This is a genomic window from Streptomyces vietnamensis (assembly GCF_000830005.1).
Lineage (GTDB): Bacteria > Actinomycetota > Actinomycetes > Streptomycetales > Streptomycetaceae > Streptomyces > Streptomyces vietnamensis.
In genome coordinates this window covers 2,114,088-2,130,215 of record NZ_CP010407.1, presented here as the reverse complement: position 1 = coordinate 2,130,215, position 16,128 = coordinate 2,114,088, and the positions used below count along the sequence as shown (strand labels likewise).

13 protein-coding genes are annotated in these 16,128 nt (G+C 71.2%); all 13 read left to right on the top strand.

The window, feature by feature from the left end; genetic code table 11:
* The first annotated feature begins 22 nt into the window (after positions 1-22).
* The 13 genes from uvrC (at position 23) to pgi (ending at position 16,127) form a co-directional block, all read left to right on the top strand.
* Positions 23-2,023 carry an excinuclease ABC subunit UvrC gene (uvrC, locus tag SVTN_RS09385; RefSeq protein ID WP_041128662.1) on the top strand — a complete coding sequence of 667 codons (2,001 nt, stop codon included), beginning with the start codon at positions 23-25 and terminating at the stop codon, positions 2,021-2,023.
* On the top strand, positions 2,020-2,982 hold the full coding sequence (gene rapZ, locus SVTN_RS09380) for an RNase adapter RapZ (protein WP_078908268.1): 963 nt from the start codon (positions 2,020-2,022) through the stop codon (positions 2,980-2,982). Before uvrC ends, rapZ begins: the two co-directional genes overlap by 4 nt.
* Complete coding sequence (locus SVTN_RS09375) at positions 2,979-4,013, top strand: gluconeogenesis factor YvcK family protein (protein WP_041128661.1); 1,035 nt, start codon at positions 2,979-2,981, stop codon at positions 4,011-4,013. The genes rapZ and SVTN_RS09375 overlap by 4 nt, the downstream gene beginning before the upstream one ends.
* Positions 4,004-4,993: a DNA-binding protein WhiA gene (gene whiA / locus SVTN_RS09370; RefSeq protein WP_030205188.1), complete on the top strand. Its 990-nt coding sequence runs from the start codon at positions 4,004-4,006 to the stop codon at positions 4,991-4,993. Before SVTN_RS09375 ends, whiA begins: the two co-directional genes overlap by 10 nt.
* A 174-nt stretch (positions 4,994-5,167) precedes the next feature.
* Entirely contained in the window at positions 5,168-8,119 is a 2,952-nt protein-coding gene (locus SVTN_RS09365; protein ID WP_041128660.1) for a M14 family metallopeptidase, read from the top strand.
* 219 nt (positions 8,120-8,338) lie between these two features.
* Complete coding sequence (gene gap, locus SVTN_RS09360; RefSeq protein ID WP_041128659.1) at positions 8,339-9,349, top strand: type I glyceraldehyde-3-phosphate dehydrogenase; 1,011 nt, start codon at positions 8,339-8,341, stop codon at positions 9,347-9,349.
* Between the two features lie 112 nt (positions 9,350-9,461).
* Complete coding sequence (locus SVTN_RS09355) at positions 9,462-10,673, top strand: phosphoglycerate kinase (protein ID WP_041128658.1); 1,212 nt, start codon at positions 9,462-9,464, stop codon at positions 10,671-10,673.
* A gap of 7 nt (positions 10,674-10,680) precedes the next feature.
* Positions 10,681-11,457, top strand: coding sequence for a triose-phosphate isomerase (gene tpiA, locus SVTN_RS09350; protein WP_041128657.1), 777 nt, complete (start codon positions 10,681-10,683; stop codon positions 11,455-11,457).
* Between the two features lie 97 nt (positions 11,458-11,554).
* A complete protein-coding gene (gene secG / locus SVTN_RS09345) occupies positions 11,555-11,785 on the top strand; it encodes a preprotein translocase subunit SecG (RefSeq protein WP_041128656.1) in 231 nt (76 codons plus the stop codon).
* 77 nt (positions 11,786-11,862) lie between these two features.
* On the top strand, positions 11,863-12,198 hold the full coding sequence (locus tag SVTN_RS09340; protein WP_078908267.1) for an RNA polymerase-binding protein RbpA: 336 nt from the start codon (positions 11,863-11,865) through the stop codon (positions 12,196-12,198).
* 148 nt (positions 12,199-12,346) lie between these two features.
* Positions 12,347-13,123, top strand: a complete 777-nt coding sequence (locus SVTN_RS09335; protein ID WP_041128655.1) for a sugar isomerase domain-containing protein — start codon at positions 12,347-12,349, stop codon at positions 13,121-13,123.
* Between the two features lie 67 nt (positions 13,124-13,190).
* Positions 13,191-14,417 (top strand): MFS transporter, encoded by a 1,227-nt coding sequence (locus tag SVTN_RS09330; protein WP_041128654.1) that lies wholly within the window; start codon positions 13,191-13,193, stop codon positions 14,415-14,417.
* 57 nt (positions 14,418-14,474) lie between these two features.
* The gene (gene pgi / locus SVTN_RS09325; RefSeq protein ID WP_041133726.1) at positions 14,475-16,127 is read left to right on the top strand and encodes a glucose-6-phosphate isomerase; all 1,653 of its coding nucleotides are present in this window, start codon (positions 14,475-14,477) and stop codon (positions 16,125-16,127) included.
* The last annotated feature ends 1 nt before the right edge of the window (position 16,128 follow it).

Here is a 16,128-nt window from a genome sequence, read left to right as displayed (position 1 = left end):
CCCCGCCAGTAGGGTGGTGAGCATGGCAGACCCCTCCAGCTACCGCCCCAAGCCGGGTCAGATCCCCGACTCCCCGGGGGTCTACAAGTTCCGCGACGAGCACCGCCGGGTGATCTACGTGGGGAAGGCGAAGTCCCTGCGCCAGCGGCTGGCGAACTACTTCCAGCCGCTCACGAGCCTGCACCCGCGCACGGCCACCATGGTGACGACGGCCGCCTCCGTGGAGTGGACCGTGGTGTCCACCGAGGTCGAGGCGCTGCAGCTGGAGTACTCCTGGATCAAGGAGTTCGATCCCCGGTTCAACGTGAAGTACCGGGACGACAAGAGTTATCCGTACCTCGCCGTCACCATGAACGAGGAGTTTCCGCGCGTCCAGGTCATGCGCGGGCACAAGAAGAAGGGCGTGCGTTATTTCGGGCCGTACACGCACGCGTGGGCGATCCGCGAGACCGTCGACCTGATGCTGCGGGTGTTCCCCGTGCGGACGTGCTCGGCGGGCGTGTTCCGCAACGCCGCCTCCGCCGGACGGCCCTGCCTCCTCGGCTACATCGGCAAGTGCTCGGCGCCCTGCGTCGGCCGGGTCACGCCCGAGGAGCACCGCGAACTGGCCGAGGACTTCAGCGACTTCATGGCCGGCCGCACCGGTACGTACATCCGTCGGCTCGAGAAGCAGATGATGGTCGCGGCCGAGGACATGGAGTACGAGAAGGCCGCCCGGCTCCGCGACGACATAGAGGCCCTGCGCAAGGCCATGGAGAAGAGCGCGGTGGTCCTCGCCGACGCCACCGACGCCGACCTGATCGCCCTCGCCGAGGACGAGCTGGAGGCCGCCGTCCAGATCTTCCACGTGCGCGGCGGACGCGTCCGGGGCCAGCGCGGCTGGGTCACGGACAAGGTCGAGGCCGTCGACACGGCGGGGCTCGTCGAGCACGCGCTCCAGCAGCTGTACGGCGAGGAGAGCGGCGAGGCCGTCCCCAAGGAGGTTCTCGTCCCCGCGCTGCCGGAGGACGCCGAGGCCGTCACCGCCTGGTTGTCCGGCCGCCGCGGCTCCCTCGTCTCGCTGCGGATCCCGCAGCGCGGCGACAAGAAGGACCTGATGGAGACCGTCGCGCGCAACGCCCAGCAGGCGCTCGTGCTGCACAAGACCAAGCGCGCCAGCGATCTGACCACCCGCTCCCGGGCCCTGGAGGAGATCGCCGAGGCCCTGGACCTGGACTCGGCGCCGCTGCGGATCGAGTGCTTCGACATCTCGCACCTCCAGGGCGAGGACGTCGTCGCCTCGATGGTCGTCTTCGAGGACGGGCTGCCCCGCAAGAGCGAGTACCGCCGCTTCCAGATCAAGGGCTTCGAGGGGCAGGACGACGTCCGGTCCATGCACGAGGTGATCAGCCGGCGCTTCAAGCGCTACCTCGCCGAGAGGGACCGTACGGGGGAGTGGGACGCCCTCGCCGAGAGCGAGGTCGGCGGCGAGGTCCCCGCCGACGGCGCCCAGGACGACGGGCGGCCCAAGCGCTTCGCGTACCCGCCGCAGCTCGTCGTCGTCGACGGCGGGCAGCCGCAGGTCGCCGCGGCCCGCCGCGCCCTCGACGAGCTCGGCATCGACGACGTCGCCGTCTGCGGGCTCGCCAAGCGCCTGGAGGAGGTCTGGCTGCCCGGCGACGACGACCCGGTGGTGCTGCCCCGCTCCAGCGAAGGGCTCTACCTCCTCCAGCGGGTACGTGACACGGCTCACGACTTCGCCATCCGCTACCAGCGGTCCAAGCGGACCAAACGCCTCCGGACCAGCCCGCTCGACGCCGTCCCCGGCCTCGGAGAGTCGCGCAAACAGGCCTTGATCAAGCATTTCGGCTCGGTGAAGCGGCTGAAGCAGGCGACAATCGAGCAGATCTGTGAGGTCCCCGGCTTCGGCCGGAAGACCGCGGAGGCGGTCGCCGTGGCCCTGGCCCAGGCGGCCCCCGCCGCACCCGCCGTGAACACGGCCACAGGAGAGATCATGGAAGACGACGGGGGCACCACCGCATGAGCGAGCGCCACACGCACCACGAGCACGACCGAGAAGACGGAGCAGGACACGTGAGTACGGGCACGAAGGAGACCCCCGGCGACAACGGCGCCGAGGCGGCCATTCCCGAGCTGGTGATCATCTCCGGCATGTCCGGAGCCGGCCGGTCCACCGCGGCGAAGTGTCTGGAGGACCTCGGCTGGTTCGTCGTGGACAACCTGCCGCCCGCGCTGATCCCCACCATGGTGGAGCTCGGCGCCCGCTCCCAGGGCAACGTCGCCCGGATCGCCGTCGTCGTGGACGTCCGCGGCCGGCAGTTCTTCGACAACCTCAGGGAGTCCCTCGCCGACCTGGACGCCAAGCAGGTCACCCGCCGCATCGTCTTCCTGGAGTCCTCCGACGAGGCCCTCGTCCGGCGCTTCGAGTCGGTCCGCAGGCCGCACCCGCTCCAGGGCGACGGCCGCATCACCGACGGCATCGCCGCCGAGCGCGACCTGCTGCGCGAGCTGCGCGGCGACGCCGACCTGGTGATCGACACCTCCAGCCTCAACGTCCACGAGCTGCGCGCCAAGATGGACGCCCAGTTCGCCGGCGACGAGGAGCCCGAGCTCCGGGCCACCGTGATGTCCTTCGGCTTCAAGTACGGCCTGCCGGTCGACGCCGACCTCGTCGTCGACATGCGCTTCCTGCCGAACCCGCACTGGGTCCCCGAGCTGCGCCCCTTCACCGGCCTCAACGAGGAGGTGTCGAACTACGTCTACAACCAGCCCGGCGCCAAGGAGTTCCTCGACCGCTACACCGAGCTGCTCCAGCTGATCGCCGCGGGCTACCGCCGCGAGGGCAAGCGGTACGTGACCATCGCCGTGGGCTGCACGGGCGGCAAGCACCGCTCCGTCGCCACCGCCGAGCGCCTCGCCGCCCGCCTCGCCGCCGAAGGGGTCGAGACCGTCGTCGTCCACCGGGACATGGGGCGCGAGTGAAGCCGTACCGTCGGCGTACCTCCACCCTCGCGGTGCGGCGTACGCTCCGCAGGCGCGGCACCCAGCCCAAGGTGGTCGCCCTCGGCGGCGGCATGGGCCTGTCGGCCTCCCTCGCCGCGCTCCGCCGGATCACCGGCGACCTCACCGCCGTCGTCACCGTCGCCGACGACGGGGGCTCCAGCGGCCGGCTCCGGGAGGAGCTCGGCGTGCTGCCCCCGGGCGACCTGCGCAAGGCGCTCGCCGCGCTCTGCGGCGACGACGACTGGGGCCAGACCTGGGCCCGGGTGATCCAGCACCGCTTCCAGTCCAAGGGCGAGATCAACGGCCACGCCGTCGGCAACCTGCTGATCGTCGCCCTCTGGGAGCAGCTCGGCGACCCCGTCCAGGCCCTCGACCTGGTCGGCCGGCTGCTCGGCGCCCAGGGCCGGGTGCTGCCCATGTCCGCCGTGCCCCTGGAGCTCCAGGCCCTGGTCAGGGGCCACGACCCGGAGCGCCCGGACGAGGTGGACACCGTGTGCGGCCAGGCGACCGTGGCGCTCACCCCCGGCGAGGTGCAGTCCGTGCACCTCGTGCCGCACGACCCGCCGGCCGTGCCCGAGGCGGTCGCCGCGGTCCTCGACGCGGACTGGGTGGTGCTCGGTCCCGGCTCCTGGTTCTCCTCGGTGATCCCGCACCTCCTGGTCCCCGAACTCCTCGACGCCCTGGCCGAGACGAAGGCCCGGAAGGTGCTCTCGCTGAACCTCGCGCCGCAGCCCGGAGAAACCGAGGGCTTCTCCCCGCAACGTCATTTGGAGGTTTTGGGACGACACGCCCCTAAACTCGCCCTGGACGTGGTGCTGGCCGACGAGGCCGCCGTGCCCGACGTGTCAGCCAGAGAGCCCCTCGCCGACGCCGCCAAGCGGCTCGGTGCAGCGGTCGAGCTGGCGCCGGTGGCCCGGCCCGACGGCTCCGCGAAGCATGACCCGGAGCTGTTGGCCGCCGCGTACGACCGTATTTTTCGGATGCATGGAAGGATCGGCCCATGGCGATGACGGCAGCGGTGAAGGACGAGATCTCCCGGCTTCCCGTCACCCGGACCTGCTGCAGGAAGGCAGAGGTCTCGTCGATCCTGCGGTTCGCGGGCGGGCTGCACCTGGTGAGCGGCCGCATCGTGATCGAGGCGGAGCTCGACACCGCGATGGCGGCCCGCCGCCTCAAGCGGGACATCCTGGAGATCTTCGGGCACAGCTCGGAGCTGATCGTGATGGCCCCCGGCGGGTTGCGGCGCGGCTCGCGCTTCGTGGTGCGGGTGGTGGCGGGCGGCGACCAGCTGGCCCGGCAGACGGGTCTCGTGGACGGCCGCGGCCGCCCCATCCGGGGCCTCCCCCCGCAGGTGGTCTCCGGTGCGACCTGTGACGCCGAGGCGGCCTGGCGCGGCGCGTTCCTCGCGCACGGCTCGCTGACCGAGCCCGGCCGCTCCTCCTCCCTGGAGGTGACCTGCCCGGGTCCTGAGGCCGCCCTCGCCCTGGTCGGCGCGGCCCGCCGGCTCTCCATCGCGGCGAAGGCCCGCGAGGTACGGGGAGTGGACCGGGTCGTCGTCCGCGACGGCGACGCGATCGGCGCCCTCCTCACCCGGCTCGGCGCGCACGAGTCGGTGCTGGCCTGGGAGGAGCGGCGGATGCGGCGCGAGGTCCGCGCCACCGCCAACCGCCTGGCCAACTTCGACGACGCCAACCTGCGCCGTTCGGCCCGCGCCGCGGTCGCCGCCGGGGCCCGGGTGCAGCGCGCCCTGGAGATCCTCGGCGAGGAGGTGCCCGAGCACCTCGCCGCCGCCGGCCGGCTCCGCATGGAGCACAAGCAGGCCTCCCTGGAGGAGCTGGGCGCGCTCGCCGACCCGCCGCTGACCAAGGACGCGGTGGCCGGCCGGATCCGCCGGCTCCTCGCGATGGCCGACAAGCGGGCGCAGGACCTGGGCATCCCCGGGACCGAGTCCAACCTGACGGAGGAGCTGGACGACAGCCTCGTCGGCTGACGTACCCGCTGCCGTACGGAGCCCGTACGGAACCCCGAACTCCGCGCTGCCGGTGCCTTTCTGAGGCACCGGCAGCTTTTTCGTACACCCCGCGAGGCACCCTTGACAGTCCCATGAGCGCCCAAGAGCCTGGCGTCTGTTCACCTTCGTGACCGACAACAGCAAGGGGGGCTCATGAGACGCAGAGCGAGATCGATCCTCGCCGCGGCTTCACTGCTGATCGCCGGAGTGGCGGCGGCACCCGTCGCCGGAGCGCAGCCGAACGACCGGGACGGCGGAGACGCCCTCTCCGTCTGGCGCGCCGAGGTCACCCAGGCGCAGATCCCGCTGCTCCTCGACGCCGGCGCCGACGCCCATGAACTCACCGAGCAGGTCCCGGCGAAGGGCTCCGCGACGGTCGAGCTCTTCCTCACCGGCCGTCAGGCCGGGAAGCTGCGCGGCCAGGGCATCGAGATCGCCGAGCACAGCCTCACCGCCCAGGCCGAGAAGCGGGTCGCCGCGGCGGGCGACGGCGTCTTCCGCCCGTACGGCGGCCCGAACGGCCTCAAGCAGGAGATCCTCGACACCGCACGGGCCAATCCCGGGCTCACCAAGGTCGTCTCCATCGGCAAGACCCTCAAGGGGCAGGACATCCTCGCCCTCAAGCTGACCAAGGGCGCGAGGAAGACCGAGGACGGCTCGAAGCCCGCCACGCTGTACCTGTCCAACCAGCACGCGCGCGAGTGGATCACCCCCGAGATGACCCGGCGGCTGATGCACCACTACCTCGACAACTACGGCAAGGACGAGCGGATCACCCGCATCGTCGACTCCACCGAGCTGTGGTTCGTCCTCTCCGCCAACCCGGACGGCTACGACTTCACGCACGCCGACCCCGCCAACCGGCAGTGGCGCAAGAACCTCCGCGACAACGACGGCGACGGGAAGATCGGCCCCGGCGACGGCGTCGACCTCAACCGCAACTTCGCCTACAAGTGGGGCTACGACAACGAGGGCTCGTCCCCCGACCCGGCCGACGAGACCTTCCGCGGCAAGGGCCCCATGTCGGAGCCCGAGACGAAGGCCCTCGACGCCTTCGAGAAGCGCATCGGCTTCGCGTACGGCGTCAACTACCACTCGGCCGCCCAGCTCCTCCTTTACGGTGTCGGCTGGCAGGTCGCCACCGACACCCCCGACGACGTGGCCCTCAAGGCCCTCGCCGGCACCCCGCAGAAGTCCGCCGTGCCCGGCTACCGGCCACAGGTCTCCTCCGAGCTGTACATCACCAACGGCGAGGCGGACGGACACGCCGCCAACGTCAACGGGATGCAGATGTTCACCCCGGAGATGTCGACCTGCGCCACCGCCTCCCGCGTCGACCCGAACGACGCCTGGAACCCGGCCGACTGCGCCTCCGTCTTCACCTTCCCGGACGACGAGAAGCTGATCCAGGCCGAGTTCGCCAAGAACATCCCCTTCGCGCTCGCCGTCGCCGAGACCGCCGCCCACCCGGACCGGCCCGTCTCCCCGGTCGGCATCGACGCCCCCGACCTCACCCCGAAGACCTTCACCACCTCCTACGCCCGCGGTGCGGAGCAGGAGGTCGCCGTCACCGCCCGCAAGTCGCTGCGCGGCAAGACCCTGAAGTACCGGATCAACGGCGGTCGCACCCACAGCGAGGAGCTGGAGGCCTGGGAGGGCGGCGAGACCTTCGGCGGCAAGGACAACCTCTACTTCGACGAGTACCGCGCCGAGGTCGAGGGAGCCCGCCCCGGCGACTCCGTCGAGGTCTGGTTCACCGCCCGCACCCGTGAGGGCCGGGCCACCGCCTCCGCCCCCTTCACGTACAAGGTGGCCGAGCGCCCCCGCGGCGACGTGCTCGTCCTCGCCGACGAGGGCGGCACCGCCGCCGCGCAGCACACCGCCGCCTACGTGAAGGCGCTCGCCGACAACAAGCGCGGGGCCGCCGTCTGGGACGTCGCCACCCAGGGCGCCCCGGACGCCCTCGGCGTGCTCTCCCACTTCCGCACCGTCGTCTGGTACACCGGCGCCGAGCGCCCCTCCGGCGCCGCCCAGCTCGCCGTCCGCGCCTACCTCAACGAGGGCGGCAAGCTGATCAACGCCGGTGAGAAGTCCGGCGGGCTCACCGAGATCGGCAGGGCCGAGTCCAACGACTTCGCCCAGTACTACCTCGGCGCCTACCACCGCGCGGGCCTCAAGAACCCGCCCGCCTTCGCCGGCACGGGCGCCTTCGCGGGCGTCGGCGCCACGCTCGGCGCCGCCGCCGACAACCCGCTGGACAACGCGGGCGCGTACACCGTCACCTCGGACACCCTGAAGCCGGAGCAGTTCCCGCAGTTCGCGAGCAGCGCCTCCGCCGGTGACTACCCGGGCATCCGGACCCCCTTCGAGCCCGCCGAGGGCTCGACCTTCGCGGCCGTCAAGCACGCCGACGACACCTGGGCCCGGCTCGCCAGGACCGTCGACCTCACCGGCGTCGTCGCCGGGTCGAAGCCGCGCCTGGACTTCCAGGTCAGCTACGACACCGAGCCCGGCTACGACAACCTCGTCGTCGAGGCCCACACCGTCGGCCAGGACGACTGGACGACCCTGCCGGACGTCAACGGCGGCACCTCCACCACGCCCCCGGCCGACTGCGGCGAGGGCTTCTACGTCCGCGGCCACCCCTTCCTCGCCCACTACCTCACCGTCGGAGAGGACGGCTGCGCGCCCACCGGCACCACCGGCGTCTGGAACGCCTTCACCGGCCCCTCCAACGGCTGGCGGCAGGCCTCCGTCGACCTGAGCGCCTGGGCCGGCAAGAAGGTCGAGCTCGCGATCTCGTACGTCTCCGACCCCGGTACGGGCGAGATGGGCGCCTTCGTCGACGACACCCGGCTCGTCACCGGGACCACCACCGAGGCGGAGGGCTTCGAGACCTCCCTCGGCGCCTGGTCCACCCCCGGCGCCCCGGCCGGCAGCCCCGGCAACGCCTCCGACTGGACGCGCTCCGCGGCGCTCTTCCACTCCCAGGCCGCCGTCACCACCCGTGACACCGTCCTCCTCGGCTACGGCCTGGAGCACGTGCCCGGCACGGCGGAGCGCGCACGGCTCATCGGCCGCGCCCTCGGGGCGCTCCGACGCTGACGGAGAGTAGTGGGGACAAAGGTCCCATGACGGCCCGTACCCGTCGGTAAGTGCGGGCCGTCGGCCGTTTTACCCCACTTTTCGGGCGCGTACGGCTGCGCACGATGTCACTCACCGGCGGCTGGAGGGGTAGGGTCGTAAGCGGTCGGGGACATCCCAAAAAACAAAAATCTCGCCGGCGTCGAGAACTCCGGCGTTAGCTGACGAGGAGATCGGTTCGTGACGATCCGCGTAGGCATCAACGGCTTTGGCCGCATCGGCCGGAACTATTTCCGAGCGCTCCTTGAGCAGGGTGCCGACATCGAGATCGTGGCTGTCAATGACCTGGGTGACACCGCGACCACCGCACACCTGCTGAAGTACGACACCATCCTGGGCCGCCTCAAGGCCGAGGTGACCCACACCGCCGACACCATCACCGTCGACGGCCACACCATCAAGGTGCTGTCCGAGCGCGACCCGGCCGACATCCCCTGGGGCGACCTGGGCGTCGACATCGTCATCGAGTCGACCGGCATCTTCACCAAGAAGGCCGACGCCGCGAAGCACCTCGCCGGCGGCGCCAAGAAGGTCCTCATCTCGGCCCCGGCCACCGACGAGGACATCACCATCGTGATGGGCGTCAACCAGGACAAGTACGACCCGGCGCGGCACGACGTCATCTCGAACGCGTCCTGCACCACCAACTGCGTCGCGCCGATGGCCAAGGTCCTCGACGAGAACTTCGGCATCGTCAAGGGCCTGATGACCACGGTCCACGCGTACACCAACGACCAGCGCATCCTGGACTTCCCGCACAAGGACCTGCGCCGCGCCCGCGCCGCCGCGGAGAACATCATCCCGACCACGACCGGTGCCGCCAAGGCCACCGCCCTGGTCCTCCCGCAGCTCAAGGGCAAGCTCGACGGCATCGCCATGCGCGTCCCGGTCCCGACCGGCTCCGCCACCGACCTGGTCGTCACCCTCGACCGCGAGGTCACCAAGGACGAGGTCAACGCCGCGTTCAAGAAGGCCGCCGAGGACGGCGACCTCAAGGGGATCCTGTTCTACACCGAGGACCCGATCGTCTCCTCGGACATCGTCAGCGACCCGGCGTCCTGCACCTTCGACGCCTCCCTGACAATGGTCCAGGACGGAAAGACGGTCAAGATCCTCGGTTGGTACGACAACGAGTGGGGCTACTCCAACCGTCTCGTCGACCTCACCGTCTTCGTCGGCGGCCAGCTCTAAGCTCTAGGGTTCAGGGCAGGCTTTCGATGTGAGCAGGGCTCGGGCAGCGCAATGCCGCGCTGTGCGAGCCCTGTTTGTGTGCTCCACCGCGTACCAAGGAGTCTGTTAACAGATGAAGACGATCGACGAGCTTCTCGAAGAGGGCGTCGAAGGAAAGCGCGTGTTCGTCCGCGCCGACCTCAACGTGCCGCTCGACGGCACCACCATCACCGACGACGGCCGCATCCGCGCCGTCGTCCCCACGGTCAAGGCGCTCGCCGACGCCGGCGCCCGCGTCGTGGTCGCCTCGCACCTGGGCCGCCCCAAGGGCGCCCCGGACCCGGCCTTCTCGCTCGCGCCGGCCGCCGCCCGCCTCGGCGAGCTGCTCGGTGCCGAGGTGGCCTTCGCGACCGACACGGTCGGCGAGTCCGCCACCGCCACGGTCGCCGGTCTCGGCGACGGCCAGGTGGCCGTCATCGAGAACCTCCGCTTCAACGCCGGCGAGACCTCGAAGGACGACGCCGAGCGCGGCGCCTTCGCCGACCAGCTCGCCGCCCTCGCCGACCTGTACGTCGGCGACGGCTTCGGCGCCGTGCACCGCAAGCACGCCTCGGTCTTCGACCTCCCGGCCCGGCTGCCGCACTACGCCGGCCACCTCATCGCCACCGAGGTCGGCGTCCTGAAGAAGCTCACCGAGGACGTCCAGCGGCCGTACGCCGTGGTGCTCGGCGGCTCCAAGGTCTCCGACAAGCTCGGCGTGATCGACCACCTCCTGGAGAAGGCCGACCGCATCCTCGTCGGCGGCGGCATGGTCTTCACCTTCCTCAAGGCCCAGGGCCACGAGGTCGGCAGCTCGCTGCTCCAGGAGGACCAGATCCCGGTGGTCCAGGAGTACCTGAAGCGGGCCGAGGCGTCCGGCGTGGAGTTCGTGCTCCCCGTCGACGTCGTGGTCGCGCCCGCGTTCCCCGACATGAAGACCAAGGCCCCGACCAACCCGGAGACGGTCGCCGCGGACGCCATGCCGGCCGGCCAGATGGGCCTGGACATCGGCCCCGCGACCTCCGAGCTCTACGCCTCGAAGCTCGCCGACGCCGCCACCGTCTTCTGGAACGGGCCGATGGGCGTCTTCGAACACCCCGACTACGCCGAGGGCACCAGGGCCGTCGCCCAGGCGCTCGTCGACTCCCCGGCCTTCACGGTCGTCGGCGGTGGCGACTCCGCCGCGGCCGTCCGCACCCTGGGCTTCGACGAGAACGCATTCGGCCACATCTCGACCGGTGGCGGCGCCTCCCTCGAATACCTCGAGGGCAAGACGCTCCCCGGCCTCGCCGCACTGGAGGGCTGAACACCTCATGACCACCCGCACCCCGCTGATGGCGGGCAACTGGAAGATGAACCTCAACCACCTCGAGGCCATCGCCCACGTCCAGAAGCTCGCCTTCGCCCTGACCGACAAGGACTACGACGCCTGTGAGGTCGCCGTCCTCGTCCCCTTCACCGACCTGCGGTCCGTCCAGACCCTGGTCGACGGCGACAAGCTGAAGATCAAGTACGGCGCCCAGGACATCTCGGAGCACGACTCCGGTGCCTACACCGGCGAGATCTCGGGCCTGATGCTGTCCAAGCTGAAGTGCGCCTACGTCGCCGTCGGCCACTCCGAGCGCCGCCAGTACCACGCCGAGAACGACGAGGTCTGCAACGCCAAGGTGAAGGCCGCCTTCAAGCACGGCGTGACCCCGATCCTCTGCGTCGGCGAGGGCCTGGACATCCGCAAGGCGGGCAACCAGGTCGAATACACCCTCGCGCAGATCGACGGCGGGCTGAAGGACGTCCCGGCCGAGCAGGCCGAGACGATCGTGATCGCGTACGAGCCGGTGTGGGCCATCGGCACCGGCGAGGTCGCCACGCCCGAGGACGCCCAGGAGGTCTGCGGGGCGATCCGCGGCCGCCTCGCCGAGCTGTACTCGCAGGAGCTGGCCGACAAGGTCCGCATCCAGTACGGCGGCTCGGTCAAGGCCGGAAACGTCGCCGCGATCATGGCGCAGCCGGACGTCGACGGCGCCCTGGTGGGCGGCGCGGCGCTGGACGCCGACGAGTTCGTCAAGATCGTGCGCTTCCGCGACCAGTGAGTATGCGGTAGCGGCGTTACGTCGTACCCTTGCGGGGGTCGGGCAGGTGCCCGGCCCCCGTCCGTATAAGTCCGAGGAAGTTGGTCCAGCCGTGGTTATGGGGTTCTCGATCGCCCTGATCGTCTTCAGCGCGCTGCTGATGCTGCTCGTGCTGATGCACAAGGGAAAGGGCGGCGGCCTCTCCGACATGTTCGGTGGCGGCATGCAGTCCTCCGTCGGCGGCTCCTCGGTCGCCGAGCGGAACCTCGACCGGATCACGGTCGTGGTGGGTCTGTGCTGGTTCTCCTGCATTGTGGTACTTGGTCTTCTGATGAAGTTGGACCGGTAACTCCAATCACTGGACGCGCGTTGGGCCTTACGTAGACTGGGGCATCTTCGAGCACCATCACGCAGGGAGTTACGACCGTGGCAAGTGGCAACGCGATCCGGGGAAGCCGGGTCGGAGCGGGGCCGATGGGGGAGGCCGAGCGGGGCGAGTCGGCACCGCGCCTCCGCATCTCCTTCTGGTGCTCGAACGGGCACGAGACGCAGCCGAGCTTCGCCAGCGACGCGGCGGTCCCGGATACCTGGGACTGCCCGCGCTGCGGCTTCCCGGCGGGCCAGGACCGGGACAACCCGCCGGACCCGCCGCGCACGGAGCCGTACAAGACCCATCTCGCCTATGTGCGTGAGCGCCGCAGCGACGCGGACGGCGAGGCGATCCTCGCCGAGGCGCTGGCCAAGCTGCGGGGCGAGATCTGAAGCGTGGTGTGACGGTGTGACGAACGGGCCTTGCCCGCGAACCAGGTTCGCGGGCAAGGCCCGTTCGTGCGTCACCGGCGGTTGTCCGCCCCGTACGCGGTGGGCGCGGGGGAAGATCCGGGTACACCGAACCAGTGGAGGCCCCGCCATGTCCGCCGCCCTGCCCCGACCCGACCTCGGCGCCGCGCGGTTCGCCGACCACGCCCGGGACGCCGTCGAGCGCGCCGTCGCCGCCAACGAGGACGCCGTCCCGCGCGCGGCCCGGCTCCTCGCCGACTGCGTCGCCGCCGACGGCGTCATCCACGCCTTCGGGACCGGCCACTCCCAGGCCGCCGCCCTGGAGATCGCCGGCCGCGCCGGCGGCCTCGTCCCCACCGATCGCCTCTCGCTCGCGGACCTCGTCCTGCGCGGCGGCGAGGACCCCGCCCTCCTCGCCGACCCGCTCCTCGAACGCGCCCCGGGCCTCGCCGAACGGCTCTACGCCCTCGCCGACCCCCGCCCGCAGGACCTGTTCGTGATCGTCTCCAGCTCCGGCGTCAACAACGCGGTCGTCGACCTGGCGCTGAAGGCGACCGGCGCCGGACACCGGCTCGTCGCCCTCACCTCGCTCGAACACACCCGTGCCGTCCCCGCCCTCCACGCGAGCGGCAAGCGGCTCGCCGACCTCGCCGACGTCGTCCTCGACAACTGCGCCCCCACCGGCGACGCGGTCCTCCCGCTCCCCGGCGGCGGCGCCCTGTGCGGGATCTCCACCCTCACCTCCGCGCTCCTCGTCCAGATGACCGTCGCCGAGACCGTCGCCCTCCTCCTCGCCGAGGGCCGCGAACCGCCCGTGTACGTCTCCGCCAACATCCCAGGCGGCCACGAGCACAACGCCCTCCTCGAAGCCCGCTACGAGGGCAGACTGCACCGCGGCGCCCACTGAGAGCCCCGTTGTCAGTGGCGTCCTCTACGGTCGGTCGGGCAGGGGATCACCGACGCGAGGGGGCGCCGTGGCGGCGACGGAGGCAGTGGGCGGGACCAGGGCCGTGCCCGCCTGGCGGGGCGGCTTCGGGCGACTGTGGACGGCCGCGGTCGTCTCCCGGTTCGGCGACTCGCTCCGTACGGCGGCGCTGCCGCTGCTCGCCGCCTCGCTCACCGACGACCCCCTCCTCATCGCCTCCGTCACCGCCTGCGGCTTCCTGCCCTGGCTGCTCTTCGGACTCCTCGGCGGGGCCGTCGCCGACCGCGTCGACCAGCGGCGGGCCATGTGGGCCGTCGACCTCGTCCGCGGCGGACTCGTGGCCGCCTTCGCCGCCGCCGTCGCCCTCGGACACGCCACGATCGCCCTGCTGCTCCTCCTCGCCTTCGCCCTCACCACCCTGCAGACCCTCTTCGACAACGCGGCCACCGCCCTGCTGCCCGCACTCGTCCCCGCCGAGACCCTCGCCGGGGCCAACGCCCGCCTGATGACCGGTCAGCAGCTCGCCGGGGGCCTCCTCGCCGGACCCGCGGTGCCCGCCCTGCTGCTTGCCGGACCCGCCGTCCCGTACGCGGCCGACGCCGTCACGTACGTCCTGGCCGCGCTCCTCGTCGCCTCCCTGCGGACCGGGGCGCCCGAGCGGCCGCCCCGCCCGGCCGGATCCACCCTCCGCGCCGAGATGGCCGAAGGGCTCGCCGTCCTCCGCGCGGACCGCTCCCTGCGGTGGCTCTGCACCGCCACCACCCTCTGCAACATCGGCATGGGCGCCCTCATCGCCACCCTCGTCGTCCATGTGACGGACGGTCACCCGACGGGAACGGCGGGGAACACGGCGTACGCCGCCACCATCACCGCCTACGCCCTGGGGGCCGTCGCCGGCGGCTTCCTCGCCCGGCGGATCGCCGAGCGGACCGGACGGATACGCGCCGTGTTCCTCGCCGGCGCCGTCCAGACCGGCTGCCTCGTCCTGATGGGGACGCTGCCCGTCCTCGCGGTATCGATCGGGGCCATGGCGGTGTTCGGCTTCATGGGGACGGTGTGGAACGTCCAGCAGACGACCCTCATGCAGGAGCGCGCCCCCGAGGGGATGCTCGGCCGCATCGCCGCGGCCTTCCGCACCCTCGCCGTCGCGGGCGCGCCGCTCGGGGCCCTCCTCGGCGGCGCCGCGGCCGCCGGCCCGGGACCGCACACACCCGCCCTGCTCGCGGCGGCGCTGTTCGCGCTCGCCGTCGCGTCGTTGGGCCCCCTGATCAATTAAGTTGGGGGTGCAGCGGGGCAGACAAGCAGTATTGAGAAGAAATGGGCGATGTCCGAGATGAACAGCGAAGGCCGTACCAGGCTCAACCGGCTGCCCGAGTGGGCGGCCCTCGGCAAGCACCGTGAGCAGCTGGGCGAGACCCATCTGCGCGAACTGTTCGCCGCCGACCCGGAGCGGGGCACCCGCCACACCCTGCGCGTCGGCGACCTCTACCTGGACTACTCCAAGCACCTCGTCACCGACGAGACGCTGACCCTGCTGCGCGAACTCGCCGCCGTCACCGGCGTCGCCGAGCTCCGCGACGCCATGTTCCGCGGCGAGAAGATCAACACCACCGAGGACCGCGCCGTCCTCCACACCGCGCTGCGCGCCCCCCGCGGGGCCGTGATCGAGGTCGACGGGGAGGACGTCGTCCCCGGCGTCCACGCCGTCCTCGACAAGATGGGCGCCTTCGCCGACAAGGTCCGCGCGGGCGAGTGGACCGGCCACACCGGCAAGCCGATCAAGAACATCGTGAACATCGGCATCGGCGGCTCCGACCTCGGCCCCGCCATGGCCTACGAGGTCCTGCGCTCCTACACCCGGCGGGACCTGACGTTCCGTTTCGTCTCCAACGTCGACGGCGCCGACCTCCACGAGGCCGTCCGCGACCTCGACCCCGCCGAGACGCTGTTCATCGTCGCCTCGAAGACCTTCACCACCATCGAGACGATCACCAACGCCACCTCCGCCCGCAACTGGCTCCTCACCGAACTGCGGGCCGGCCAGGAGGCCGTCGCCAAGCACTTCGTGGCCCTCTCGACCAACGCCGAGAAGGTCGAGGAGTTCGGCATCGACACCGCGAACATGTTCGAGTTCTGGGACTGGGTCGGCGGCCGCTACTCGTACGACTCCGCCATCGGCCTCTCCCTGATGATCGCCATCGGCCCGGAGCGCTTCCGCGAGATGCTCGACGGCTTCCACCTCGTCGACGAGCACTTCCGCACCGCCCCGCCCGAGGAGAACGCACCGCTGCTCCTCGGCCTCCTCGGCGTCTGGTACGGCGCCTTCTTCGACGCCCAGTCGCACGCCGTCCTGCCGTACTCCCACTACCTGTCCAAGTTCACCGCCTACCTCCAGCAGCTCGACATGGAGTCCAACGGCAAGTCGGTGGACCGCCAGGGCAACCGGGTCGACTGGCAGACCGGACCCGTCGTCTGGGGCACCCCCGGGACCAACGGGCAGCACGCCTACTACCAGTTGATCCACCAGGGCACCAAGGTCATCCCCGCCGACTTCATCGGCTTCGCCCGGCCCGTCGACGACCTGCTGCCCGGGCTCGTCGCCCAGCACGACCTGCTCATGGCCAACTTCTTCGCCCAGACCCAGGCGCTCGCCTTCGGCAAGACGCCCGAGGAGGTACGGGCCGAGGGCGTCGCCGAGGAACTCGTCCCGCACAAGACCTTCCAGGGCAACCACCCGACCACCACGATCCTCGCCGACGCGCTCACCCCGTCCGTCCTCGGCCAGCTGATCGCGCTCTACGAGCACAAGGTCTTCGTCCAGGGCGCGATCTGGAACATCGACTCCTTCGACCAGTGGGGCGTCGAGCTCGGCAAGGTCCTCGCCAAGAAGATCGAGCCGGTCCTGACGGAGGGCGAGGGCGGCGAGCAGCTCGACAGCTCCACCGCCGGGCTCGTCTCGGCCTACCGTTCGCTGCGCGGACGGTAAC